Raw genomic sequence first — 23491 nt, 5'->3', positions numbered from 1 at the left:
TGCCGGTACCGCGCTCCGGACGCAGGGCGCAGACCGGCGCCGACGGCCCGCCGGCGTACGGCTACTGCTCCAGCATCCCCTTGCGCAGCTGGTCCAGGGTCCGGGAGAGCAGCCGCGAGACGTGCATCTGGGAGATGCCCAGCTCGGCGCCGATCTGAGCCTGCGTCATCTCCTGGACGAAGCGCATCTCGATGATGCGGCGACGCCGGTCGTCCAGCTCGTGCAGGAGCGGGGCGAGCGCGTTCAGGTTCTCGACCAGCTCCATCGCCGGGTCGTCGTCGCCCATGACGTCGGCGATCGCGCGGCTGTCACCGGCCGCGCCGGAGCCGTCGCCGGTGCCGTCCAGCGAACCCGCCGTGTAGCCGTTGCTGGCGGCGATCGCGTCGACGACCTCGTCCTCACCGATCTTCAGATGGGCGGCCAGTTCGGCGGCGGTGGGCTCGCGGCCCAGGTCGGCGGAGAGCTTCTCGCCCGCCCTGGACACCTCGACCCGCAGTTCCTGGACCCGGCGGGGGACGTGCACGGCCCAGGTGGAGTCACGGAAGAAGCGCTTGATCTCACCCACGATGTACGGGACGGCGAAGGTGGAGAACTCGACCTCACGCGAGAGGTCGAACCGGTCGATCGCCTTGATCAGCCCGATGGTCCCGACTTGGATGATGTCTTCCGCGTGCCCGAGGTCCTGTCCCCGGCCGCGGAAGCGGGAGGCGGCGAACCGCACCAGTGAGAGATTCATCTCGATGAGGGTGTTGCGCGCGTACTGGTACTCGGCCGTCCCCTCCTCCAGCTCGGCCAGCCGGGTGAGGAACAGCTTCGACAGTGCCCGGGCGTCCCGGGGGCCACCTTGGTCGCGTCCGTGAGGCGGGGCAGCTCGGGCGCCCGCGGCCCCTGCTCCGTCCTCGTCGCCTCCGCTGCACTGTCCTGCACGGCAAGCATGGTCACGTCTTCACCCTTCACAGTACGTACGGTCAGGTGCACCTGCCCTGCTCTTAGGTGTTCAACCCTTGCCAGTGGGAAACAGTTGTCCATGAGGGGGGCGGACGGCCGGCCGAGGCGGGGCGGGTGGCGCGACGGCGGTGGTCCGGCCTTCAGGCCCCGGCCCGCTCTCGGTAACATTTGCCGGACGGCAATCGAAGATCGCGTGCGGTTGAATACGCACCGCACGGGCAGCACACGATGCGCGCTTGTGCTCCCGCCAATCACCGAGAAAGGACCATGGGGTGAGTTCCACCGAGGCCGCGGCACGCGAGCGTGTCATCGGCGCGCTGCGCGCAGAGACCGACTCCGTCTCCGACCGCTGGGTACAGCTGCAGCTGGCGCAGGAGGAGATGCGCGACATCGCCAGCGAGAGCGAACTGCGGGAGGAAGCGGACGCCTTGCTGGGCGCCCTCCTGCGGAGCCTGGAGAGTGACGTCCCGGCCAACCGGGTGGTGGCGACCGACCAACCGCTGCGCCAGGCCGTGATCGACCTCTCCATGCGCAGGGCCCGGAACGGCGCCATGCCGACCGTCACGTCGCTGGCCGTCCTCTCACTCAAGGAAGCTCTCCTGGAGGCGGTGCAGCGGCAGACCCGGAACACCGAGGAGCTGTTCACCACCGCCGTCCTGATAAACCGGCTGCTGGACAGCGCCGGGGCGCTCTCCTTCGAGACGTACGTGGAGGGCCGTGAAGAGATCATCCGACGGCAGAGCCGCCAGCTCCTGGAGGTGTCCACGCCGGTCGTCCGGCTGTGGCGCCAGGTCCTGGCCGTACCGCTGATCGGCACGCTCGACACGACCCGCACCCAGGTGGTGATGGAGAACCTCCTGGAGGCCATCCAGGAGCACGAGGCGCTGGTCGCCATCATCGACATCACCGGTGTGCCGACCGTGGACACCGCGGTCGCCCAGCACCTGATGCAGACCGTCAACGCGGTACGGCTGATGGGCGCGGACTGTGTGATCAGCGGCATCCGGCCGTCCATCGCGCAGACCATCGCGCAGCTCGGCATCGACCTGTCGACCATCCTGACCCGCACCACCCTCGCCGACGCGCTGGCCGCCGCCGTCAAACTCACCGACGAGGCGTCCGCCCATACGTCCGCGGGCGCACAGGAGCACCGGTGAACGCCCGGCCCACGGCCGGAGTGCCCATCCTCAGGCTGGGCGACGTCCTGGTCACCGGGCTGCTCAACGAACTGGACGACGCCACGGTGGTCGCCTTCACCGAGGAGCTGACCACCCGTATCACGGCCGACCGGGCCCGCGGGGTGCTCATCGACATCTCCCGCCTGGAGATCATCGACTCGTTCGTGGCACGGACGCTGATGGAACTCACCACCATGGCGCGGCTGCTGGGTGCCCGGGTGATCGTCGCGGGTATGCGTCCCCCGGTGGCCATGACCCTGGCCGAACTGGGACTGCGGCTGACCGGCGTGGAGACCGCCCTGAACACGGAACACGGCATGGCGGCCCTGGGCTGGCATCAGAGTCCCCGTCCCTCAGGAGAGGTTCTGCATGACGGGACCCGGTGAATACGGCGGTACCGGCGCCGCCGGTACCACGACGCTGACCGGTGACAGTGCCGGGCAGGTCGGCCTCCCGACCGAGCCCACGGTACTGCACGTGCGCAGCGAACAGGACCTGCTCGCGATCCGGCACGCGGTGCGCGACGCCACCCTCACGGTGGGCTTCAGCATCGTCGACCAGACGCGGGTGGTCACCGCCGCCAGCGAGCTGGCACGGAACGCCTACATCCACGGAGGGGGCGGCACGATACGGATCGAGTACCCGACCCGGCCCGGCGCGGTGGGCCTGCGGCTGACCGTCGGCGACTCCGGACCCGGTATCGCCGACATCGACGCGGCGCTCACCGACGGCTACACCACCGGCGCGGGTCTCGGGCACGGGCTGGGCGGCGCGCAGCGCCTGATGGACGAGTTCGAGATCCGTACCCGCGAGGGTGGCGGTACGACCGTGACCGCGACGCGGTGGGCCGACCGTTGACCCTCTCCCCTGCCGTGCACCACCCGACCGCGTACATCCCGGTCGACCACTACAGCGCCGTGCACCTGGCCGCCCAGGCCGCACGGTCGGTGGCGCAGCGCTGCGGGCTCCAGGGGGCGCTGCCCGACCAGGCCGCGGTGATCGCGTCCGAGTTGGGCAGCAACCTCGCCAAGCACGCGGTGGACGGGGCGCTGTACGTGCAGGCCCTGCCGCTGGGCAACGGCGTGGAGATCCTCGCCGCCGACCGGGGCCCCGGCATGCGGGAGTTCCAGCGCTGTCTGGCCGACGGGTACACCACGACCGAGACGCTCGGTGCCGGCATAGGCGGCGTCAACCGCATAGCGACCAGCTTCACCGTCCGGACCCACGAGCCCGGCGGCACCGTGGCCTGTGCCCGGCTGACGCCGCCCGAGGACGCGGACGCCGGGCGCCGGGCGATCGGCGCCGTCTGCCTGCCCGCCGAGCGCGAGGAGGTCAGCGGCGACGCGTGCACGGTCACCGAGACCGAGCACGGGCTGACCGCGATCGTGGTCGACGGCCTCGGGCACGGCCCCGAGGCGGCGGAGGCGGCGCAGCTCGCGCTGCGCAGCTTCGCCAGGGCGCCGGACCAGCCGCTGCCCGGGCTGATGACCACCGTCCACCGCGCGCTGCGGCGCAGCCGGGGCGCGGCCGTCGGGCTGCTGCGGCTGCACGCCGGACGCGCCCAGTACTGCGGCATCGGCAACGTACGGTGTCTGACCCTCTCGCAGCAGGACATCCGCAACCGCCACACCGGGCAGCCCGGTGTGGCGGGGCTGGAGATGCCGCAGCCGCTGGTCCGCGAGATCCCGTGGGAGCCGCGCCTGACCGCCCTCCTGCACACCGACGGCATCGACCACCGCTGGGCGTACAGCCCGGATCCCTTCGTCCTCCGGCTGCCCGCGCCGCTGCTGGCCACGGCCCTCGTGCACGGCCACCGCCGCAGCCGGGACGACGCGACCGTATTCACCGCCAACCTCCACCAGAGACTCCCGTGAGACGCCACACCTTCCATGCGCTGCCGCCGCTGCGCCACGCCGTACGCCGGCTGGGCGCGGCCAACGCCCTGCCCGTCGAGACCCGGGCGCGCCTCGTACTGTCCGTGAGCGCGCTGGCGGACACGGTGATACAGGCCGGGTACGGGGTCACGCTGGAGTCGTCCCGTACGTGTGCGACGGATCGTTCCTCCTCGGGCGGTTCCCCGGACGCGGGCTCCCGCGGTCCCGGCGGGGCCGCGGGGAGCGCCGCCGGTGGCACGGTCGGTCTTCAGGACGCCGAGGGGCCGGGTGCCGGTTCCCGCTGCGGTGGTTCCCGTGGCCGCGCTTCCGGGGACGGCGCTTCCCGTGACGGTGCTTCCCGCGACGGCCGTGGTCCCGGGAACAGGGCCGGGGCCGGTCAGCGGGACGATGCCGGGGCCGCGGCCGGGGTCCCCCGGGCCCGCTCGGGCAACGACGACACCGCGCCCGCCGCTGACCGGGGCACCGGGGAAGCCCCGGGCGCCTCGGGCGCTGCCGCAGGATCCGCCGCCCCACCGGCCGCGGACGCCCCGACCGGCTCCTCCGCCACCGGATCCGGGTTCCTCGCCGTCACGCTGCGCACTCCCGCCCCCGTGCTCACCCCGCCCGCCGGAGCCACCCTGCTGCTCCCGGCCGAGGTGTCACCCGACGCGGCCACCTGGCACGTACCGCTGCCGTCCGGGACACCGGAGGTCCGTATCCCCTCGGTACGCGGGCCGGGCAACGCGACGACGGGCGGCAGCGGCCGGCTGCGCGGCAGCGGCCCCGCTCCCCTGCCGACGGGCGCCTCCGACGGCAACGGGGACGGTACGGCGACCGATCCGGCCACCGAGAACCGCCTCCTGGAGGAGGAGCTGCGGGTGGCGCTGGCCCGGGTGGACTCCCTCGCCGCCGACCAGCGCCGGCTGACGCACGAGCTGGCCGAGACGAACAGCGGGGTCCTGGCCCTCTACGTGCAGCTGGAGGAGCGCGACGAACAACTGCGCACGGCCCACGGCCACATCCTGCGCGAGCTGGAGGACGCGCTGCGCCCGCCGCCGATCGCGGTGGACGGGCTGGAGCTCGCCGTCCATTACGCGCCGGCCGGTACCGACGCGCCCACCGGCGGGGACTTCTACGACTGGTTCACGCTGCCGGACGGGACGGTGCACATCACCGTCGTCGACGCGCTCGGACACGGCGTACGCAGTACGCGCAGCGCGCTGAACGTCACGCACGCCGTACGGACGCTCGCGCTGGAGGGCCACCCGCTGAAGTCCATCGTGGCCCGGACGGACGAGATCCTCGCTCCGCTCGACCCGGAGCTGATGGCCACGGTGCTGCTGGCCCGGATCGACCCGGCCGGCGGGGATCTGCTGCTCGCCAACGGCAGCCATCCGCCGGCGCTGGTCGTGCGGGCCGCCGGTGGGGAGGAGTATCTGGAGGTCCGGGGGCGCGGGGTGGGCTATCCGTTCCCCGGCAGCGAGCGGCTGCTGCACGCGAAGCTGGACGAGGGGGACCTGCTCGTCCTGTACACCGACGGGCTGACCGAGAGCCGCCGGGACCCCAGGGAGGGCGAACAGCGGCTGGCCGAGAGCGCGCGGCGGCACCGCGACCGGCCTGTCCGGGAGATCCCCGGCGCCATCGCCGAGGACATGCACACCGTCATCCTGCACTCCGACGACACGCTCGCCCTGGCCGTCCGGCTGTCGCCGCGCTCACCCTGAGCGCTTGCTCCGCCGGGCGACGACGGCGCTGACGGTCTTGCCCTGGGGGAAGGTCTCCACCGAGGTGGAGGCGGCGAGGCGGCGGACCATCGGCCAGCCGAAGCCGCCGCCCTCGCCCCGTACGTCCGGGTTCCGCTCGCACGGCGGCCGGGGGCTGGCGTCGGCCACGGCCACCGTGACGGTGTGGGGGCCGGCCGCCAGGCTCAGCGTGCAGGTGCGGGTGAGGGTGTGCCGGACGGCGTTGGTGACCAGCTCGGAGACGATCAGCACGACGGCGTCGGAGGCGTCCCGGTCCGGTGGCGGGCCCAGACTTTTCAGGAAGTCGCCGGCCACGTCCCGTGCGACGGCTGCCGCCTCGGGGGTGTTCTCCAGCGTCACCACCAGTGGTGGCGCAGCGGAAACCCTGTGCGGGGCCGTGGCGCTGCTCATCGGGCTCACCTCGTTTCCCATTGGACCGTAAGGCGTACAAGTAGGCAGCTTTCCCGCCGGATCACGGCGCAATCACCCCGGTGTACAGGGAACCGTACGTTCCCCATGGGGTGTTCACCGCCCCCGGCGGGCCACTCGTAAGCGCTGCCCAACAGACCGGGTACCCCGTCCGGAGCGGGGTACAAGGGAAACCTCGGTCCGGTTCACGACAGGGCCGGCCGGGAGCACCGGACATCCGTGGACACGGCCGTGCGCGGCCGCGGGGTCGGATGCCCGCTTACGACCGCTCATGAGATCAAGGAGGAATACTCCATGTCGTCCTCGCTGCTGGAGAGTGTGGACATCAAGGCTCCCGTCGCGGTGAGCTGGGCGCTGTGGTCGGACGTCACGCACTGGCCGAAGTTCCTGAGCCATGTGCGGATGGTCGAGCGCCTGGACGACACGCATTTCGTCTGGCAGCTCTCGCTGCCGGGCGCGGACAAGAATTTCGTGGCGGAACTCACAGAAGTCGCACCACAGGACCGCATCGCCTGGAAAACGACGGAGGGCGTCCATCACGCGGGCGTCGTCACCTTCCACCGGCTCAGTGACACATCGAGCCGTGTCACGCTGCAAATAGAGTACTCACCGGAAGGTTTCGTGGAACATCTGGGTTCCTTGACCAACCTGGATTCCACCCTCGCCAACTACGACCTCGGGGAATTCCGGAAACTCGCGGAAACCGCCGCGGCGGGCTGAACCGGGCGGGCCCGGCAGCCGCCCGGCGGCGCGTACGGCTCCACTCTCCCGCGCCGGCCACTCTCCCCGTGCCGGCTACGCCCCCGCGCCGGCCACGCCGTCGGCGGCCGCCGCCTCCGGCACCGTCTCGTACAGCGGGAGCACCCCGTCGAGGCCGGTCAGCTCGAAGAGGCGGCGCAGCCCCGGTGACGGGGCGGCCAGGCGCAGCCGGGTGCCGAGGACCGCGTGCTGCTGCAACAGCACGTTGACGGTCGTGGAGTCCGCGAAGTCCACCTGGGACAGGTCGACGACGACCGGCCGCGGCTCACCTCCGGCCGGCCCGGTCCCGTGCGCGTCGCCGCCCGTCGCGCGAAGGGCGTCTTCCAGGGGGGCGACGGTGTCGATGTCGAGCGGTCCGGTGACGGTGACGACCACCGCGTCCTCGGCACGGTGGCCCTCCCGCACCACGACCTGTGTCGGCCGGTCTGGGCTGGACTGTGACTGCACGGTCATCCTCGGCGGTTACGGGATCGGTGGCCGGATCCGGACTGCTGTCCGGCCGGATCGGATGATCAACAATAGAAGCGATTGTTGCCGTTTGACAATATTCCAGAAAGGCAACAATCTTGTCCCCGTCACTGAGCAACACGGCTCTGCCCGGAGTGACTTCGGATCGAGAAGCGGGGCCTGAATGACTTCACGCGGTGTCCGCGCTGTCCGCGCCGAACCTACGGCGCCCGGCGACCGGGCGGCCGCCCTTCGCCTCCTGGGCCGTGCGGTGCAAGGCCGCCGCCCTGCGGAACGCGGCCAGCCCGGACGCCAGATCGGCGACCTGCGCCGGGTCCATCCGCGCCACGATGGCCGCGACCTCGCCCGTACGCGCCGCCCGGTACTCCTCCAGGAAGGCCCGCCCGCGCAGGCTCAGCCGCAGCTCCACCTCCCGCCGGCTCGTCGCGCTTTGACATCGTTCGGCCAGGCCCAGGGCCTCCAGACGGTCGCAGAGGCGACTCACCGCGGGCGGTCGCGAGCCGAGCTCGTCGGCGAGAGCGCGCAGGTTAGTACCCTCGTGTTCCTCGATCACCAGAAGAGCCCGCAACTGGGACGTCGAGACCTGCGCCGAGCGTGCCGTCTCCTGACCGCGGCCCCACAGCACCTCCAACAACTCGGAGGCGGCAAGGGTGGCCTCGGTCACCTGCTCGCGTGCGTACGACTGGCCGGGGAAACGGGACACACGACCACTCTGTCACCCTCCGGCCGCCCGCGTCAGCCCGGCCATGTCGAAATCCACCGGAATAAGAATGTTTGAGAGCCCGTGACCCTGAGCTGTGATGTCGAAAGAGCGGTTCGCGCGGCGGCGCCGCACGCCTTGGTGGACGCGCTGCGCGCAGCGCTCGCCGCGGCCTACGGAGCAACGTCCGTGCATCTGTTCCTCGCGGACTACGGCGGTACGGTGCTCAGGCCGTTCTCCTCGCTCGGCGAGGACCCCACGGCCGCACTGTCCATCTCCAACACACCGGAGGGACGCGCCTTCGGCAGCCAGGAGCGGCACGAACGGCAGGCCGGACAGGACGGCGCCGTCGACCACCACCTGCCGGTGACGGTCCGCGGCGAACGCCTCGGCATCCTGACCGTCCGGCTGCCCGGCGAGCGCAACCTGCCCGGCGTCGCCGACGACCTGGCCCACGCGGCGGACCTGCTCGGCCACGAGATCTTCGTCGCCGAGCGCGACACCGACGTCTACCAGCGGGCCCGCCGTACGACCCGGCTCACCCTGGCCGCCGAGATGCAGTGGCAGCTGCTGCCCGCGCGCGCCTGCGTGGCCGAGGAGTACGCCATCGGCGCCCAGCTGGAGCCGGCCTACGCGATCCACGGCGACAACTACGACTGGGCCGCCGACGCGGACGAGCTGACGCTCGCCGTCACCAACGGCATGGGCACCGGCATCGAGGCGTCCCTGCTCTCCCACCTCGCGGTCAACGCGCTGCGCAACGCCCGCCGCGCGGGCATCGGCATCGCGGACCAGGCGGCCCTCGCCGACCAGGCCCTCTACGGGCAGTACCGCGGCTCCGCCTACGTCTCGACGCTGCTGCTCCGCTTCCAGCTCGCGACCGGCCGGGTGGAGGTCGTGGACGCCGGTTCGCCGCAGCTGTGGCGGCGCCGGGGCCGGACCATCGACCGCGTCCCCCTCGAACCGCAGCTGCCGCTCGGCATGTTCGAGGAGACGCAGTACGTGGCCCAGGAGTTCGAGGTGCTCCCCGGCGACCGGCTCCTCTTCGTCAGCGACGGCGTGTACGCGGCGGTCTCGCCGCCCGGCGAGGAGTACGGCGAGCACTCCCTCGCCCGTGCGATCCACGCCACCAGCCTGCTCCCCGCGGCCAGTGTCCCCCGGGCCGTCCTGCGCGACCTGGCCGAGCACCGCGACGCCGAGTCGATGGACGACGCGCTGGTGCTCTGCCTCGACTGGTTCGGCAAATCGGGGAACCGGGGCGGTGAGACGGGCCCGTTGAGGCGGGGGCGGTGAGACGGCGACGATCGCAGGGGCCGGGGCTTCTCCGTGTTCCGGCTCCCCGGATTTCCGGAGCCCCCGGCCCCCGCCCCTGCCCCTACTTCTTGATCCAGCCCTTCTTCACCAGGGCGTCGCACGTGGCCACCGGGTCCTTCTTCCCCTTGTACTGCTTCTTCACTTCCTTGAGGCAGTCGGCGTACGGGAACGGGGGCCCGCTCTGCTCCGCCCGGGGCTGAGCCGTCGCGGCCGCCTCGGCGGCCGCCCCGGTGAACAGCACACCGCTCGTCGCAACCGCCACAGCCAGGGCGAAGGTCGTCCGTCGCATGGTCGTCATCCCTCCTCGGGTCTCCTCGCGCCGGAACCCAGCGCTCCGGACGCGCGTGAGCCTTCCGGCAGCTCGTCGGGGACCAGCGGCGCGAAAGGACTCGACCCCGCCCAACGAGCCGACCCGCCACGGGAAACGCCGTCCGGCCCGTGGTCGCACCGTTTGCCACGGACACGGAATCCGTACGGGTGGACCACGCGGCGCGGCGGCCCTTGCGCGGCGGTCCGGCTCCGGCTGTTCACGCCCCGGAAGGGCGACGGAAACGTTACCTACTGGTAAGTGGTCACTCGCGGGCTCCAGACTCCCCGTGCTTCCCGCCCTCCCCACACCAAGGAGCTTTCCACGTGGTCACCTCCCGCAGCGCCCGGACGGCAACGCTCGCGCTCGCCACGGCGCTCACGGCGCTCGCCGCCGCGGCCGTGCCCTTCCCGGCCGCGGCCGCCCCGGCCGCGGCACCGCCCGCCGTCACCCCGCGGGCCGAGACCGAGGCCCTGCACGACGACGCGGCCGGCGGGGACGCCGACGCGGACGACCCGGCGATCTGGCGCGATGCCGCCGACCCGGACCGCAGTCTGGTGATCGCCACCGCGAAAAAGGGCGGCCTGCGGGTCTACGACCTCGACGCGCGCGAGGTGCAGTCCCTGCCCGCGCCCGCCGCACCCGGCCCGGGCCACGCGCCCGGCCGCTTCAACAACGTCGACCTGATATCCGGCCTGCGGCTGTCCACGGGCCGCGCCGACCTCGCGGTGACCAGCGACCGCGGCAGCGACCGGCTGCGCTTCTACCGCATCGACCGCGACCGGGCCGGCGGACCGCTCACCGACGTGACGGACCCCGCGGCCCCGCCCGTCTTCTCCGGCTCGCAGCAGGAGATCGACGGGCAGCGGACCGCTTACGGCCTCGCCACCTGGACCGACAAGGCCAGCGGCCGCTCGTACGCGCTGGTCAGCCGCCGTGAGCGGACGACCGTCGCGCTGGTGGAACTCGTCCCCGGCTCCGGCGGGACGGTCGGCTACCGCAAGGTCCGTACCCTGGACCTGCCCGCCGCCTTCCGCCTCCCGAACGGGAAGTCGTGGTCCCCCTGCGCCGAGCCCGGTGAACTGCCGCAGGTCGAGGGCATGGTGGTCGACCCGGACAACGGCACGCTGTACGCGGGCCAGGAGGACGTCGGCATCTGGCGGCTGCGCGCCGACCTGACCGGCACGCCGAAGCTCGTCGACAAGGTCCGCGAGTACGGCGTCCCGGCCACGTACGACGAGGCGACCGAGGAGTGCGTCGCGGGTGCCGACCCGGGCTACGGCGGCAAGCGGCTGACGGCCGACGTGGAGGGGCTGACGCTGGTCACCGAGCCCAAGGGTGACGGTTATCTGTTGGCGTCCAGCCAGGGCGACAACACCTTCGTGGCGTACGACCGGGAGATGTCCGACGACAACGAGTACGAGGGCGGTTTCCGCGTCACCGCGGCCTCTGCCACCCTCGACGGATCGGAGGAGTGCGACGGCGCCGCCGCGCTGGCGGCACCGCTGGGCGCCAGGTACCCGAAGGGTCTGCTCGTCGTGCAGGACGGCCACGACACCCCCGGGACGCCGAACGCCCCTCGACCGGCTTCAAGTTCGTGGACCTCCGGGACGTGCTGAAGGCTGTGGACGACTGATCCGTCCCCGGGCGGGCGCCGGCCTCCGGGCCGGTCCCCGGGCGCGGTTCACCCGCGGCGGACGAAGCGGGGCCCGCCGTGCGGCGGTGCGATGCGGCCATGGAGGCACACCACGGCGCCAAGTGCGCGCCGGGAGCTGTCCTGTTGCTCGTCCGGGGCGACGCGCCCCCTTCCTCCAGGCCGAGGAGGCGCAGGAATCGGCGCTCGCGCCGCTCGCGGGCCCGGCCCCCGGCGGGAACCAGGGGGACGGGCCGTCACCGAACAGCGGCTGATGCAGGCGGCCGGCGACATGTTCCTCGGCTGGGAGCGCGTCAAAGGGCCGGACGGGCGGCAGCGCGGCTTCTGCCTGCGCCAACTGCTCGGCTGGAAGGCCGCTTTCCAGGCCGACCCGACGGCGAGGTCAGTTCCGACGGTACGGGCGGTAGCCGCATCCGGCGCCGGACGGCCTCGGTACCGGCGGCAACGCGAGATCCAGCACATTGTCCCTGACCAGTTGCCGCACGACGCGTACCGCCAGCGGCCGGACGAGACGGATGTTCGCCATGGCCCCGCCCTCCCACGGCAGTTCGTTCCCGGCCCGCCCAGCCTCACAGCCGCCCGCCCGCCGCGAGTCGCCCGCCGGGGGTGGTGCTGCCCTAACTCCGCTTGTCCGCCTCCTCGTCCGGGACCCACCGCAGTACGTCGCCGGGCTGGCAGCCCAGGGTGCGGCAGATCGCGTCCAGCGTCGTGAACCGTACGGCCTTGGCGCGGCCGTTCTTCAGTACGGCGATGTTGGCGGGGGTGATGCCCACGGCGTCGGCGAATTCGCCGACGGACAGGTTGCGCCGGGCGAGCTGGACGTCGAGTTCGACGATGATCGCCATCAGACCACCTCGGCCATCTCACTCTGCAGGTCGGTCGCCTTGCGCAGCAGGCTCCGCAGGACGACGACGAGCATGGCGAACGCCGCTCCCACGCCGACGGCCACGGTCGCGGCGGCCAGTGCGCCGACGACGTCCATGCCGTCGTCGGGCGAGGGATCTCCGCCAGTCCCAGGTGCGCGGTGACGCCGGCCGCCAGCACGGTCGCCACGACCGAGGCGCCGATGATGGTGTCGACCCAGCGGAAGGCGCGCGTCGTGAAGATGGCGTCGCGTTCGACCATGGTCAGCAGCATCCAGACGGCGACGAGCGCGACCTGCACACAGGCGACACCGGCGATCGCCACCACCACGTAGGGCGTGGCGAACGCGGCGTACGGCGGGAAGCGGTCGACCTCGTCGGCGGCCGCCGACGGGATGACCACCGCCTGCCCGAAGAGACCGAACAGGAGGGCGGCGGCGATGCCCGCACGGAGTATGGCGATGAAGTAACGGTGCATCTATCGATTATCGATGGGTACCTATCGAAAATCAATCGATGAGACGGAAGTGATGGCCTGTCAGGATTCCGTACTGGTCGTCGTGCCGGTCGTCGCATCCCGTTCACCGTCGTCCAGGTGGACGGCCGGCGGCCGCTTCCCGTCCCGGACCGTGGCCCGCAGGCTCTCGGCGATACGGGAGTAGAAGACGCTCGCCAGGGCCCAGGTGCCGTCCAGGTGGCTGGCGTCGCGGGTACGGCGCAGGGCGATCAGCGCGCCGATGACGGAGCGGCCGGACAGCATGGCCCGTACCCGGCCGTCGCCCTCGTCCGTCAGCTCGTACGCGAAGCGGAAGTGCTCCTCGTCGGCGGCACAGACGGCGAGGAACTCCCACACCTCCCGGTGGCAGATCAGGGCGAGCGGCCCGGCCTGGGCCGCCTTCAGGAGGAGCACTCCGTGGTCGACGTCCTCCTGCGTCTCGTGGCGGCCGGGGGCGGCGTCGATCTTCTCGGCGAAGACGCCCGCACCGGACGCGCCCGCGTCCGCGTCCGTTTCCTCACCGTCCACGTCATCCTCGTCACCCACGTCGCCCTCCACGTCGCCGTCCATGTCGCCGTTCGTGAGAGGAGGGAAGGGCGGCTCTCGGCCGGTGTCGGCCAGGTCCGGGTCGGTCCACTCGGGCTCCGTCACCTCGGCCGGTTTCGCGCTTTCGGTGAGCAACTGCCGTACGTCGGCGACCTCCTGCCGCAGCAGCGCCACCTCGCTCCGGACGTCGTCCAGGCGCCGGCCCAGCCCGGCGACCTCCTTGGAGAGCCCCTTGCGGGCCATGAGCAGAGCCGTCATGTAGTCCTTGTTGCGCCCCACCGGCACCCCCGTACAGCACGTGTTCAGACGATGTAGGCGGGGAGCCTGCCCGGCTGGGCCGTGCGTCGATGCTTCCCAGGCGCAGCCGGTACGCACCCGCTGCACACCCGGCCGAAAAGACGCTGTCGGAGCAGCAACTACACGCCATGCGGATGTGCTTACGAGCGAACGGCGCACACGCGGGCGAGATCGCGGGGCTTTCGGAACGGCTGACCCCCGTGCGGGAAGGGGCCCCGACGGGGGTCAGCCGGACGGCGGCACTCAGGCGTCGTCGCGCAGAGCGATCCTCGAAATCACCGTCCACAGCGCCTTAGCGGCGACTGCGACGGCGAATCGTGAGGCCAGCTCCTTGGTCCACGACCTCTTCTCCTTCGCGGCCATCTTGCACCTTCCTCTACTCCAGGCGTCGCAGTGAAGCGGACGTGCCTTCACTGCCAGGGCGAGAAAGGGTGCTCGCCCTGCCCGGCGAAGGGACGCCGGGCCCCGCAACACCCCCTTTGCGTCGCGGGGCCCGGCTTCCCTTATGCGCCTGGAGTAACTAGGTGCATGGCTTCATCTTAGCCACGCGAGCAGTCAATCCGGCCCGGCGGGCAGGGAGTTCGTGGCGGTACCGGTGGTGACTCCCGTGTCGGGAAGCAGGCGGGTGGCCGGGCGGCCGGCTGCCGGGCCCGCTCAGCGGCCGAGGACCATCCACTGGGCCGGCAGGTCGATCCGTACGCCGTCCGCGCGGTGTTCGGTCATCACCAGGTCGATGACACCGCGGTCCAGCACCGGCAGGCCGAGGTCGCGGAAGAAGCCGGGGACGGCGTCGTCGTCCACGGCGGCGGGCGTCAGGCCGTGCGCGAAGATGCTGGCCAGCTTGGGAGGCGGGCCGTCGGCACCCTGGGCCGCGTGGGCCAGGACGTCCTTGGCGCCGGCCAGCAGTTCGACGACGAAGGCGCGGCCACGGTCGCCGATCAGGGTGGCGACCGCGGCGGCGATCGCCGGGCGGGCGTCGGGTTCGCTCTGGTGGATCACCGCGCGCAGGTAGACGTTGGTGTCGCCGATGCGCTGGTGCAGCCGCCGGACGGCGTCCTGGTCGGTGGCGTCCAACCGCTCGAACCGGGCGACGCCGCCGGTGTCGGCCCGCCGCGCGTGGGCGACGGCGGCCTCGGCGAGGTCCACACCGACGGCCGATGGGAAGTGCCGGGCCAGATGGCGGGTCTGGGTACCGGTGCCGCAGCCCAGGTCGACGACGGGCAGCGTGGCGTCGGCGAAGGGGGCGAGCAGTGGCAAGTGGTGCCCGGCGGCCAGTTCGGCGGCGCAGTCGAAGATGGCCGCGCCCGGAGCGTCCGACGTGTCGCGCCAGTAGCTCTCCCACGCTTGGCGGTACCGCTCCGACACGTCCATGCGACCTCCCGGCTCAGGGGATACGTTCCTGGCCCGGATTATCTCCGGCACCGCGGAACGACAAGCACCGCACAGCCGTCCCTGCCCCTCCCCTTCAGCCGAGAGACCGGGACCGGCGCCGAGGGTGGGTGCGGGGCACCCGGGCACGATCCGTCCTGGTGGCGGTGCGCGCCGTGGCCCAGCCTCTGGGGAGCAGGCGGTCGAGCCTGGCACAGCAGCTTCGAGAGGCAGCACAGCATGAACGCGAACACTCCCGCGCCCACGGACACCGCTCCGGCCCCGGGCACCGGCGGTCAGGACAGCGCGGACGCCGCCGTATCCGGCAAGGTCGTCCTGATCACCGGCGCGAGCAGCGGCATCGGCGAGGCCACCGCGCTGCGGCTGGCCACCGACGGGCACCGGGTCTTCCTCGGCGCCCGCCGCACCGAGCGGCTGGCGGAGCTGACCGGCCGGCTCACCGGCCAGGGCGGCTCGGCGGCGTACCGGCGCCTGGACGTGACCGACGCCGCCGACGTGCGGTCCTTCGTCGACGCGGCGCGCGCCACGTACGGACGGGTGGACGTCCTGGTCAACAACGCCGGTGTGATGCCGCTGTCACCCCTGGAGGCGCTGCGGACCGAGGAGTGGGACCGGATGCTCGACGTGAACGTCCGCGGCGTCCTCCACGGCATCGCCGCCGCGCTGCCCGTGATGCGGGCGCAGGGCGGCGGGCACTTCGTGAACATCGCCTCGGTCGGCGCGTACGAGGTGTCGCCGACCGCCGCGGTCTACTGCGCCACGAAGTTCGCGATGCGGGCCCTGTCCGAGGGGCTGCGGCAGGAGTCCGGGGAGACATCCGTGTCACCGTCGTCTCCCCCGGCGTCACCGAGTCCGAACTCGCGGACGGCATCGGCGATCCGTCGGCCCGGCAGGCGATGCGGGCCTACCGGGCGGTCGCCCTCCCGGCCGCCGCGGTCGCGGACGCCATCGCCTTCGCGGTCGGCCGGTCCGCGGACGTCGACGTGAACGAGCTGGTCGTACGGCCGACGGCGAGCGCCCAGTAGGGCTCCGGCAGCGCGGTCGCCGCCGGGCCGTCAGTTCAGCGAGCCGAGCCAGTCGACGAGGATGCGGTTGACCTCCTCGGGCCGTTCCTGCTGGATCCAGTGGCCGCAGTCCGTGAGCAGGTGACTGGCCGACAGGCCGGGGAGTGTGGTGGGGAACGCCTCGATGGCGTCGGCCAGCCAGGTCGTGGAAGCGTCGCGGTCGCCGCCGATGTAGAGCGAGGGCTGGGTGATCGGCGCGCCGTCCCAGGCGGCGAGGTCTTCCCAGTCGCGGTCGGCGTTGCGGTAGCGGTTGAGTCCGCCGGTGAGGCCCGTACGTTCGAACTCCGCCGCTCTCGTGTCGAGTTCGTCCTCGCTGAGCCAGGCCGGGCGGACCCCGCGGACGAACCGGTCGGACATCTTCCTGCCCGGCGGGACGAAGAAGCAGCTCGGGACGGCTTCGGGGCCCATGGTGTCGGCGGACAGACTGGCGTAGCAGCCCGCCAGCCAGCCGCGCACGTCCGGTTCGATCTCCGCTTCCGCGCGGCCCGGCCGCTGGAAGTAGCTGACGTAGACCTCTTCGTCACCGCCCATCATGGCGAAGGCGTCCGACGGCCGGACACCGTCGCGCGGCGCGTAGGGCACGCCCAGGAGTCCGACGGCGGTGAAGGTGTCGGGCTTGAGCAGCGCCGTGTTCGCGGCGATGGTGGCGCCCCAGTCGTGGCCGACGACGGTCGCGGTCCGCTCCCCCAGGGCGTGGACGACGGCGACGTTGTCGGCCACGTGTGCCGTCATCCGGTACGCCGCGGTGTCCGCGGGCTTCGAGGAGCGCCCGTAACCGCGCACGTCCATGGCGACCGCGCGGTAGCCGGCGGCGGCCAGGGCCGGGAGCTGGTGACGCCAGGAGCGCCAGGTTTCGGGGAAACCGTGGAGCAGCAGCACCAGGGGACCGCTGCCCTGCTCGACCACATGGATGCGCCCGCCGGGCACTTCGACCGTGCGGTGTTCGGCAGGGGGCGGTGTGTCGGTGTGCTGATGCATCGCGGGCTCCTCGCTTCGACGGTCCGGCGGCGCCGGTCTCCTGCGCCGCTGCCGTGATCATCCGCGACGGGTGGCCCTTCTTTCCAGGCTTTTTGCCGGTTCGGCAAACGAGGCGCGGTACGGGGGCGCCGCATCGGGTGTGCGGCGCCCCCGTACGTACGGTCAGCGGCCCGGGCCGGCCGCCTCGGGTTCCGTAACCGTCTCGGACTCCGTAGCCGCCTCGGGCTCCGTAGTCGCCTTCGCCAGGGACCGCAGCGCCGTCGGCAGCGCTCCGGTGTGTACCACGCCCAGTCGCTGCGTCGCCCTGGTGAGGGCGACGTACAGGTCGCTGGTCCCGAACTCGGCCGGTTCGACCACGAGTACGGTGTCGAACTCCAGGCCCTTGGCCTGCCGCGGGTCGAGCAGGACGACCGGGCGGGTCAGGTCGAGGTCGGCGCCGGTGGACACGTCCGGCAGGGCGGCGGAGAGCGTGGCGGCCAGGGCCGGGTGCCGGTCCCGCGGAGCGATGACCGCGAGCCGGCCCTCCCCGGGGCCGCCTGCCGCCGTACCGCCGTCGCCGCCCTCCCGTGCTTCCGCCGGGCGGGACCGGGCGCCGTCGGCCGTCTCCCGTACCACCGCTTCGGCGACCGCCCGCGGCAGGTCGCCGGGGGTGGTGCCGAGGGCCCAGGGCCGTACGCCGGTGGAGCGGATCGAGCGCGGCGGCTCGAAGGAGGCGTCCGCGGTGCGGGGCACCTCGGCCGCGACGTCCATGATCTCGCTCGGGGTGCGGTAGTTGACGCCCAGCCGGACCAGTTCCCAGCGGTCGTCCACGTACGGGGCGAGGATCGACTCCCAGGCGCCGCAGCCGCCCGGTTCCGCGGTCTGCGCCGGGTCGCCGACCAGCGTCATGGAACGGGTCGGGCAGCGGCGCATCAGCAGCCGCCACATCATCGCGGACAGTTCCTGCGCCTCGTCCACGATGATGTGGCCGAAGGCCCAGGTGCGGTCGGCCGCGGCCCGTTCGGCGGCGCTGCGGTGGTCGGCCTCCTCGTGGCGGTCGGCGAGCCGGTCCGCGTCGATGAGGTCGTGCGCGGCCAGTACCTCGGAATCCTCGTCGTCCTTGTCCTCGAACTCCTGGGTGCGGGAGCCGTAGGAGAGGTCCAGCACGCCTTGGGCGTACTTGATCCGCTCCTGGCGTTCCGCCTCCTGGGCGGCGCGGGCCGCGGAGTCGTCCTCGCCGAGGAGTTCGGCGGCCTCGTCCAGCAGCGGGATGTCGGCGGGGGTCCAGGCGTCCTCCTCCGGCCAGGGGCCGTGGTGGCCGTTGGTCCGGCGGATCGCGTCCGCGTCGGCGTCCGGGAGGTGGACGGGGTCGGCGAGGAAGTCGGCGACCAGTTGTTGCGGGGTGAGTTCCGGCCACAGCTCCTGGATCGCGGCGTGTACGTCGGGGCTGGCCGCGACCGCCTTGCCGAGCTGGGCGACGTCGTCCGGGCCGAGGAGGTTGGGACCGCCGTACGGGTCGGCGCCGATCCGGTCGGCCAGCTGGGCGGTGAGCGCGTCGATGACGTGGAAGGCGAAGTACGGGCGGGCGAGGTTGTGCGGCAGCCGGGTGGTGCGGGCGTGCTCCCGGGCGGCGGCCGCGATGTCCGCGTCCAGCAGCAGTTCGCCGTCCTCGTGGTCGATGACGCGGGCCGGGTCGGGCAGGGCCTGCCGGTCGCGGACGAACCGTGCCAGCGCGTCCGCCATCGCCGCCCCGCCCTTGACCTCGGCGGCACGTGCGGTGTCGGTGCCGGTCGCGGTCACGCCGGGGAACAGTTCGGCGGGCGTGGCGAGCAGGACGCCCGTCTCGCCGAGCGAGGGCAGCACCTCCTCGATGTAGCCGAGGAAGGCCGGATTGGGGCCGACGATCAGCACGGCGCGGCGGGCGAGGTGCTCGCGGTGCGCGTACAGCAGGTACGCGGCACGGTGCAGGGCGACGGCGGTCTTGCCGGTGCCGGGGCCGCCTTCCACGACCATGACGCCCTGGTGCGGGGCGCGGATGATCCGGTCCTGTTCGGCCTGGATGGTCTGCACGATGTCGTGCATCCGGCCGGTGCGGGCGGCGTCGAGGGCGGCCAGCAGCACGGCGTCCGCGTCGGAGCCCTCGTGGCCGGTGCGTTCGGCGTCGGTGAGGTCCAGGATCTCGTCGTGCAGGGCGGTGACCTGCCGCCCCTGGGTGGTGATGTGACGCCGGCGGCGCAGGCCCATGGGGGTGTGGCCGGTGGCGAGGTAGAAGGGGCGGGCGACGTCGGCCCGCCAGTCGACGACCATCGGCGTACGGTCGGCGTCGTCGCGGCGGATGCCGATACGGCCGATGTGGTGGTCGGCGCCGTCGCGGAACGCGAGGCGGCCGAAGCACAGGCCGTTCTCCCCCGCGTCGAGGGCGGCCAGCAGCCCGGACTGTTCGGCGACCGTCACATCGCGTTCCAGCCGTGCCTGGAAGTTGTTCCCCTCCAGCGGCAGCGCGCGCTGCACGGCGGACTCGGCCCCGGCCCGCAGTTCGGCGAGGCGCCCGTAGAGCAGGTCGGTGAATTCCTGCTCCTGCCGCAATTCCTCGTTTGACAATTCAGCTCCGCTCCGATACCGTGTTCTCTAGTGGCAAGTCATGTATTGAAGAATTACCAAGACATGCAAACGCCTAATATACGCAGAGATTCACCCCGGCCGTCAATACGGACCGGGGTTTTTTGTATGCGCACACCGGTATGCGCACACCGTGCGTGCGGGACACCGGCGCCCGCCGCCGCACGGCGCGGGACACGCCGCCCCGGCTGAGCGGGACCGTCACCCCTGGGACAACGTGCAGAGAGTTCTCTGCAACCCCTGTGCAGAGAACTCTCTGCAACCTATGCTGCCGCCATGTCCCACCAGCCCGAACGCACCCCCGAACGCGCCCTCGAACACTCCGGCGCCACCCGCTCCGCGCCCTCCCGCCCCGCCCGCCGCCTGGACGCCCGCAGTCTGCGCGGGCTCGCCCACCCGCTGCGGATGCGCATCTTCGAACTGCTCACCCTCGACGGCCCGGCCACCTCCGCCCGGCTCTCCGAACGCCTCGGGGAGAACACCGGCACCGTCAGCTGGCACCTGCGCCACCTCGCCGAACACGGCTTCATCGAGGAGGAGACCGGACGCGGCACCAAACGCGAGCGCTGGTGGAAACGGGTCGATGTCACCAATGACCTGAACACCGCCGACTTCCACGACGACCCCGATTCCCGTGGCGCCCTTTCCGTCTATCTCCATGAACTCGTGCAGCAGTACTTCAACCGGGTCACGGACTACGTCACCGAGGGCTGGGACCAGACCTGGCGGCAGGCCGGCACCGTCGCGGACTGGCACGACCTGCGGCTCTCCCCCGCCCAGCTCAAGGCGCTGAACGCGGAACTGTTCGAAGTCGTCGCGCGCCACACCCCCGCCCCGGACGCCGCCGCCGCGCCGGACGCGCTCCCCGTCGTCGTCCAGCTCCAGTCCTTCCCGCGCAGAGAGCGGGGCGAGACGTGAAGCGGAACACCGAGCGGCACGGCGGCCTGCTGCGCCGCCACCGCGACTTCCGGCTGCTGTGGTGCGGCGAGACCGCCGGCAAGTTCGGCGCCTCGGTGACCGGAGTGGCGATGCCGCTGGTCGCCGTGTCCACCCTGCACGCCGGGGCCTTCGAGGTGGGGATGCTGAGCGCCGCCGCCTGGCTGCCCTGGCTGGTCATCGGGCTGCCGGTGGGCGCCTGGGTGGACCGGCTGCGGCGCCGGCCGGTCATGCTGACCGCCGCCGCGGTCTCGTGCGTGCTGTTCGCCGGTGTGCCGGTGGCCGCGTGGTGCGGCTTGCTGAGTACGGGCCTGCTGCTGGCCGTCGCCCTGCTGACGGGTACGGCGACGGTGTTCTTCCAGACCGCCTACACCGCCTACCTGCCCAGCATCCTCGCCCCCGACGACCAGGCCGAGGGCAACGCCAAGCTGCACGGCAGCGCGTCCGCCGCGCAGGTCGCCGGTCAGGGCTCCGGCGGTCTGATCACGCAGGCGGCCGGGGCGGTGAACGGGATGTTCGCCCAGGCCGCGACCTTCCTCGTCGCGCTGCTGTGCCTGGCGGGCATCCGGCACCGCGAGCCTCGCGCCGAGCGGGCGGAGCGGCGCCCGGGAGCGCTCGTCGGCGAGGTCGGCGAAGGGCTGCGGCTGATCGCCGGTGATCCCTGGCTGCGTACGCTGACCCTGTTCGGCGCCGCCTCCAACCTGGCCCTGATGGGGTACCAGGCCGTTCTGGTGATCTTCCTCGTGCAGACCGTCGGCCTGTCCCCCGCGGTGGTCGGCGGCCTGGTCGCGGTGACCGGGGCCGGGGGTGTGGCGGGCGCCTTCCTCGCCCGCCGGGCCGCCGTGCGGGTGGGGACGGCCCGCGCGACGCTGCTGTTCGAGTTCGGCCTGGCGCTGTTCGCGCTGCTGATCCCGCTGACCACGGACGGCGCCGGGGTCGTGTTCTTCGTCGCGGGCGGCTGCTGCGTCTCGGCCGGGGTGGTGGCCGGGAACGTGATCAAGGCGGGCTTCCAGCAGCGCTACTGCCCGCCGCGGCTGCTCGGCCGGGTCACCGCCGGTTCGACCTTCCTCGGTTACGGCACGATCCCGCTCGGCGCGCTGCTCGGCGGTGCGCTCGGCTCCGCGCTCGGCCTGCGCGCGGCCGTCTGGATCACCACGGCGGGGATTCCGCTGGCCGCCGTGTTCCTGCTCTGCTCACCGCTCCGGCGGGTCCGTGACCTGCCGGCGTCCCGTCGGGAGCCGCGAGCCGAGGACAGAGGGGACAGCGGGGACGGCGGGTTGCCGGCCAGGGGCGACGGGGCGACGGCGCTGCCCAGGTCGTGACGTACGGGCGGCGCGCGTCCGCCCTCGTACCGCGTCCGCCCTCGTACCGCCCGCCTCCGTACCGCGCTCCACCGCGTACCGGGCGCACCTCCGTACCGAGTTGGTCCAGACCTATTGACGGTCTCCATGGGCCACCCTACGGTTCGGGCAACGCACCGTGCAGTGCCCCAATCACCCCCCGCGCACCACCAGCACCACGCGTTCCCTCCCCGCGCGCCACCGTTCCCCCTCCTCAGTCTCCCCGGCCACGGCCGGAAAGGAGCACCTCATGTTCGGTCGGGCGTCCCGCCTGCTCGGAATCGGCCTGGCGTCGGCCTGCGCCGTCTCACTGCTGACCGCCGCGGCGCCGGGCGCCGCACCACGGGAGACCACCTGCCCGGTCAAGTCCAGGCCCGCCGGCAAGGTGCTCCAGGGGTACTGGGAGAACTGGGACGGCGCGGCCAACGGCGTCCACCCGCCGTTCGGCTGGACCCCGATCACCGACCCCCGTATCGGCGCGCACGGCTACAACGTGCTCAACGCCGCCTTCCCCGTCATCCGCTCGGACGGCACGGTCCTGTGGGAGGACGGCATGGACGCGACCGTGAAGGTCGCGACGCCCGCCGAGATGTGCGAGGCCAAGGCGGCGGGCCAGACGATCCTGATGTCCATCGGCGGCGCGGCGGCCGGTATCGACCTCAGCTCCAGCAAGGTCGCCGACCGGTTCGTCGAGACGGTGGTGCCGATCCTGAAGAAGTACAACTTCGACGGCATCGACATCGACATCGAGACCGGTCTGACCGGCAGCGGCAACATCAACACGCTCTCGGCCTCACAGGCCAACCTGATCCGCATCATCGACGGCGTGCTCGCCAGGATGCCCGCGAACTTCGGTCTGACGATGGCTCCGGAGACCGCGTACGTCACCGGCGGCAGCGTGACCTACGGCTCGATCTGGGGCGCGTACCTGCCCATCGTGAAGAAGTACGCGGACAACGGCCGCCTCTGGTGGCTCAACATGCAGTACTACAACGGGAGCATGTACGGCTGCTCCGGCGACGCGTACTCCGCCGGCACCGTCCAGGGCTTCACGAAGCAGACGGACTGCCTGAACAAGGGGCTGGTCATCCAGGGCACGACCATCAAGGTCCCGTACGACAAGCAGGTCCCCGGCCTGCCGGCGCAGCCGGGCGCGGGCGGGGGCTACATGTCGCCGGGGCTGGTGAGCCAGGCGTGGAACACCTACCGGGGCGGGCTCAAGGGCCTGATGACCTGGTCGCTGAACTGGGACGGCTCGAAGGCGTGGTCGTTCGGCAACAACGTCAAGGCGCTGCAGGGACGCTGATCCCCGTACCGCGCCGGGCGGACGGTACGCGGGCGGGCCCGGTCACAGGCCGGGCCCGCCCGCGTGTCCGCTGGATCTCGTCCCTCCGGGACGCTCAGCTCTCGCCCTCCTGGGAAGGGTGCAGGCCCAGCATCTCCAGGAGCATCTTCAGCTCGTCGGCGTCACGGGCCTGGCCCGCCAGGGTCAGCCGGGCCTGCCGCCGTACGGTGTCCGCCTCGGTGTCCTCGGGGGCGGCCGGGTCGGTCTGGTTCTCGCTGCGGTGGTCTTCCTTAATCATCACCGCCATTGTCCCATCACCCGGCGGG

Annotated in this window: 22 protein-coding genes and 5 pseudogenes; 13 read left to right on the top strand and 14 right to left on the bottom strand. The window is 72.3% G+C overall.

What is annotated here, in order from left to right; all coding sequences use genetic code 11:
• Positions 1–61 precede the first annotated feature (61 nt).
• Positions 62–936 (bottom strand): annotated as a pseudogene (locus tag ACEXOX_RS41210) (RNA polymerase sigma factor SigF).
• A gap of 284 nt (positions 937–1220) precedes the next feature.
• Between ACEXOX_RS41210 and ACEXOX_RS41205 the strand changes: the two are divergent.
• From ACEXOX_RS41205 to ACEXOX_RS41185, 5 genes are read left to right on the top strand one after another with little or no spacing between them, the layout of a single operon-like run.
• A complete protein-coding gene (locus tag ACEXOX_RS41205) occupies positions 1221–2105 on the top strand; it encodes an STAS domain-containing protein (RefSeq protein WP_406525785.1) in 885 nt (294 codons plus the stop codon).
• Positions 2102–2512 (top strand): STAS domain-containing protein, encoded by a 411-nt coding sequence (locus ACEXOX_RS41200; RefSeq protein ID WP_406525784.1) that lies wholly within the window; start codon positions 2102–2104, stop codon positions 2510–2512. The genes ACEXOX_RS41205 and ACEXOX_RS41200 overlap by 4 nt, the downstream gene beginning before the upstream one ends.
• Positions 2496–2984, top strand: coding sequence for an ATP-binding protein (locus ACEXOX_RS41195; RefSeq protein WP_406525783.1), 489 nt, complete (start codon positions 2496–2498; stop codon positions 2982–2984). The genes ACEXOX_RS41200 and ACEXOX_RS41195 overlap by 17 nt, the downstream gene beginning before the upstream one ends.
• Before the next feature lie 14 nt (positions 2985–2998).
• Positions 2999–4000 carry a SpoIIE family protein phosphatase gene (locus ACEXOX_RS41190; RefSeq protein WP_406525782.1) on the top strand — a complete coding sequence of 334 codons (1002 nt, stop codon included), beginning with the start codon at positions 2999–3001 and terminating at the stop codon, positions 3998–4000.
• Positions 3997–5724: a PP2C family protein-serine/threonine phosphatase gene (locus ACEXOX_RS41185; RefSeq protein ID WP_406525781.1), complete on the top strand. Its 1728-nt coding sequence runs from the start codon at positions 3997–3999 to the stop codon at positions 5722–5724. The genes ACEXOX_RS41190 and ACEXOX_RS41185 overlap by 4 nt, the downstream gene beginning before the upstream one ends.
• On the opposite strand, the gene ACEXOX_RS41180 is transcribed toward ACEXOX_RS41185, so the two are convergent.
• Positions 5716–6153: an ATP-binding protein gene (locus ACEXOX_RS41180; RefSeq protein ID WP_406525780.1), complete on the bottom strand. Its 438-nt coding sequence runs from the start codon at positions 6151–6153 to the stop codon at positions 5716–5718. The two genes, ACEXOX_RS41185 and ACEXOX_RS41180, sit on opposite strands and share 9 nt — an antisense overlap.
• A 312-nt stretch (positions 6154–6465) precedes the next feature.
• Between ACEXOX_RS41180 and ACEXOX_RS41175 the strand changes: the two genes are divergently transcribed.
• Positions 6466–6891, top strand: coding sequence for an SRPBCC family protein (locus ACEXOX_RS41175; RefSeq protein ID WP_406525779.1), 426 nt, complete (start codon positions 6466–6468; stop codon positions 6889–6891).
• A 75-nt stretch (positions 6892–6966) separates the two neighbouring features.
• On the opposite strand, the gene ACEXOX_RS41170 is transcribed toward ACEXOX_RS41175, so the two are convergent.
• Together ACEXOX_RS41170 and ACEXOX_RS41165 are read right to left on the bottom strand one after the other, a co-directional pair.
• Positions 6967–7383, bottom strand: a complete 417-nt coding sequence (locus ACEXOX_RS41170; protein ID WP_406525778.1) for an STAS domain-containing protein — start codon at positions 7381–7383, stop codon at positions 6967–6969.
• Positions 7384–7567: 184 nt separating this feature from the next.
• The gene (locus tag ACEXOX_RS41165; RefSeq protein ID WP_406525777.1) at positions 7568–8101 is read right to left on the bottom strand and encodes a MarR family winged helix-turn-helix transcriptional regulator; all 534 of its coding nucleotides are present in this window, start codon (positions 8099–8101) and stop codon (positions 7568–7570) included.
• Between the two features lie 81 nt (positions 8102–8182).
• Between ACEXOX_RS41165 and ACEXOX_RS41160 the strand changes: the two genes are divergently transcribed.
• The gene (locus ACEXOX_RS41160; RefSeq protein ID WP_406525776.1) at positions 8183–9391 is read left to right on the top strand and encodes a PP2C family protein-serine/threonine phosphatase; all 1209 of its coding nucleotides are present in this window, start codon (positions 8183–8185) and stop codon (positions 9389–9391) included.
• A gap of 82 nt (positions 9392–9473) precedes the next feature.
• Here the strand turns inward: ACEXOX_RS41160 and ACEXOX_RS41155 are convergent, their stop codons facing one another.
• Positions 9474–9710, bottom strand: coding sequence for a hypothetical protein (locus ACEXOX_RS41155; RefSeq protein ID WP_406525775.1), 237 nt, complete (start codon positions 9708–9710; stop codon positions 9474–9476).
• A 335-nt stretch (positions 9711–10045) separates the two neighbouring features.
• Between ACEXOX_RS41155 and ACEXOX_RS41150 the strand changes: the two are divergent.
• A pseudogene (locus ACEXOX_RS41150) lies at positions 10046–11355 on the top strand (phytase).
• Between the two features lie 91 nt (positions 11356–11446).
• Positions 11447–11686: pseudogene (locus tag ACEXOX_RS41145) on the top strand (DUF2252 family protein); the annotation flags it as partial.
• A gap of 69 nt (positions 11687–11755) precedes the next feature.
• On the opposite strand, the gene ACEXOX_RS41140 reads toward ACEXOX_RS41145, so the two are convergent.
• The 6 genes and pseudogenes from ACEXOX_RS41140 to ACEXOX_RS41115 all read right to left on the bottom strand — a co-directional run bounded on the left by ACEXOX_RS41140 (position 11756) and on the right by ACEXOX_RS41115 (position 14946).
• Positions 11756–11899, bottom strand: a complete 144-nt coding sequence (locus tag ACEXOX_RS41140) for a hypothetical protein (RefSeq protein WP_406526709.1) — start codon at positions 11897–11899, stop codon at positions 11756–11758.
• A 91-nt stretch (positions 11900–11990) separates the two neighbouring features.
• Positions 11991–12218 (bottom strand): helix-turn-helix domain-containing protein, encoded by a 228-nt coding sequence (locus ACEXOX_RS41135; protein WP_406525774.1) that lies wholly within the window; start codon positions 12216–12218, stop codon positions 11991–11993.
• A complete protein-coding gene (locus ACEXOX_RS41130; protein ID WP_406525773.1) occupies positions 12218–12355 on the bottom strand; it encodes a hypothetical protein in 138 nt (45 codons plus the stop codon). Before ACEXOX_RS41130 ends, ACEXOX_RS41135 begins: the two co-directional genes overlap by 1 nt.
• A gap of 80 nt (positions 12356–12435) precedes the next feature.
• A pseudogene (locus ACEXOX_RS41125) lies at positions 12436–12714 on the bottom strand (DUF2975 domain-containing protein); the annotation flags it as partial.
• Positions 12715–12774: 60 nt separating this feature from the next.
• The gene (locus ACEXOX_RS41120; protein ID WP_406525772.1) at positions 12775–13557 is read right to left on the bottom strand and encodes a hypothetical protein; all 783 of its coding nucleotides are present in this window, start codon (positions 13555–13557) and stop codon (positions 12775–12777) included.
• A gap of 672 nt (positions 13558–14229) precedes the next feature.
• Positions 14230–14946, bottom strand: a complete 717-nt coding sequence (locus ACEXOX_RS41115; protein WP_406525771.1) for a class I SAM-dependent methyltransferase — start codon at positions 14944–14946, stop codon at positions 14230–14232.
• A 237-nt stretch (positions 14947–15183) separates the two neighbouring features.
• On the opposite strand from ACEXOX_RS41115, the pseudogene ACEXOX_RS41110 reads away from it, so the two are divergent.
• A pseudogene (locus ACEXOX_RS41110) lies at positions 15184–15989 on the top strand (SDR family oxidoreductase).
• 30 nt (positions 15990–16019) lie between these two features.
• Here ACEXOX_RS41110 and ACEXOX_RS41105 read toward each other — a convergent pair.
• Both ACEXOX_RS41105 and ACEXOX_RS41100 read right to left on the bottom strand, forming a co-directional pair.
• Positions 16020–17006 carry an alpha/beta fold hydrolase gene (locus ACEXOX_RS41105; RefSeq protein WP_406525770.1) on the bottom strand — a complete coding sequence of 329 codons (987 nt, stop codon included), beginning with the start codon at positions 17004–17006 and terminating at the stop codon, positions 16020–16022.
• Between the two features lie 162 nt (positions 17007–17168).
• Entirely contained in the window at positions 17169–19571 is a 2403-nt protein-coding gene (locus ACEXOX_RS41100; protein WP_406526637.1) for a HelD family protein, read from the bottom strand.
• A gap of 309 nt (positions 19572–19880) precedes the next feature.
• Here ACEXOX_RS41100 and ACEXOX_RS41095 point away from each other — a divergent pair, with 309 nt between their 5' ends.
• The 3 genes from ACEXOX_RS41095 (at position 19881) to ACEXOX_RS41085 (ending at position 23186) form a co-directional block, all read left to right on the top strand.
• Positions 19881–20522: an ArsR/SmtB family transcription factor gene (locus ACEXOX_RS41095; RefSeq protein ID WP_406525769.1), complete on the top strand. Its 642-nt coding sequence runs from the start codon at positions 19881–19883 to the stop codon at positions 20520–20522.
• On the top strand, positions 20519–21862 hold the full coding sequence (locus tag ACEXOX_RS41090) for an MFS transporter (protein WP_406525768.1): 1344 nt from the start codon (positions 20519–20521) through the stop codon (positions 21860–21862). The genes ACEXOX_RS41095 and ACEXOX_RS41090 overlap by 4 nt, the downstream gene beginning before the upstream one ends.
• A 268-nt stretch (positions 21863–22130) precedes the next feature.
• On the top strand, positions 22131–23186 hold the full coding sequence (locus ACEXOX_RS41085) for a chitinase (RefSeq protein WP_406525767.1): 1056 nt from the start codon (positions 22131–22133) through the stop codon (positions 23184–23186).
• A gap of 94 nt (positions 23187–23280) precedes the next feature.
• On the opposite strand, the gene ACEXOX_RS41080 is transcribed toward ACEXOX_RS41085, so the two are convergent.
• Entirely contained in the window at positions 23281–23463 is a 183-nt protein-coding gene (locus tag ACEXOX_RS41080) for a hypothetical protein (RefSeq protein ID WP_406525766.1), read from the bottom strand.
• Between the last annotated feature and the right edge of the window lie 28 nt (positions 23464–23491).

It is taken from the genome of Streptomyces sp. Ac-502, from assembly GCF_045222935.1.
Lineage (GTDB): Bacteria > Actinomycetota > Actinomycetes > Streptomycetales > Streptomycetaceae > Streptomyces > Streptomyces monomycini.
The sequence above is the reverse complement of the archived record's forward strand: the minus strand, read 5'-3'. Positions and strand labels throughout refer to the sequence as shown.

What these genes read in the sequence shown, in the direction of transcription:
- ACEXOX_RS41195 (WP_406525783.1), top strand. Translation starts at nt 2,496, where the DNA reads ATGACGGGACCCGGTGAATACGGCGGTACCGGCGCCGCCGGTACCACG.
- ACEXOX_RS41180 (WP_406525780.1), bottom strand. Translation starts at nt 6,153, where the DNA reads ATGAGCAGCGCCACGGCCCCGCACAGGGTTTCCGCTGCGCCACCACTG.
- ACEXOX_RS41175 (WP_406525779.1), top strand. Translation starts at nt 6,466, where the DNA reads ATGTCGTCCTCGCTGCTGGAGAGTGTGGACATCAAGGCTCCCGTCGCG.
- ACEXOX_RS41170 (WP_406525778.1), bottom strand. Translation starts at nt 7,383, where the DNA reads ATGACCGTGCAGTCACAGTCCAGCCCAGACCGGCCGACACAGGTCGTG.
- ACEXOX_RS41155 (WP_406525775.1), bottom strand. Translation starts at nt 9,710, where the DNA reads ATGACGACCATGCGACGGACGACCTTCGCCCTGGCTGTGGCGGTTGCG.
- ACEXOX_RS41140 (WP_406526709.1), bottom strand. Translation starts at nt 11,899, where the DNA reads ATGGCGAACATCCGTCTCGTCCGGCCGCTGGCGGTACGCGTCGTGCGG.
- ACEXOX_RS41135 (WP_406525774.1), bottom strand. Translation starts at nt 12,218, where the DNA reads ATGGCGATCATCGTCGAACTCGACGTCCAGCTCGCCCGGCGCAACCTG.
- ACEXOX_RS41130 (WP_406525773.1), bottom strand. Translation starts at nt 12,355, where the DNA reads ATGGACGTCGTCGGCGCACTGGCCGCCGCGACCGTGGCCGTCGGCGTG.
- ACEXOX_RS41115 (WP_406525771.1), bottom strand. Translation starts at nt 14,946, where the DNA reads ATGGACGTGTCGGAGCGGTACCGCCAAGCGTGGGAGAGCTACTGGCGC.
- ACEXOX_RS41105 (WP_406525770.1), bottom strand. Translation starts at nt 17,006, where the DNA reads ATGCATCAGCACACCGACACACCGCCCCCTGCCGAACACCGCACGGTC.
- ACEXOX_RS41095 (WP_406525769.1), top strand. Translation starts at nt 19,881, where the DNA reads ATGTCCCACCAGCCCGAACGCACCCCCGAACGCGCCCTCGAACACTCC.
- ACEXOX_RS41085 (WP_406525767.1), top strand. Translation starts at nt 22,131, where the DNA reads ATGTTCGGTCGGGCGTCCCGCCTGCTCGGAATCGGCCTGGCGTCGGCC.
- ACEXOX_RS41080 (WP_406525766.1), bottom strand. Translation starts at nt 23,463, where the DNA reads ATGATTAAGGAAGACCACCGCAGCGAGAACCAGACCGACCCGGCCGCC.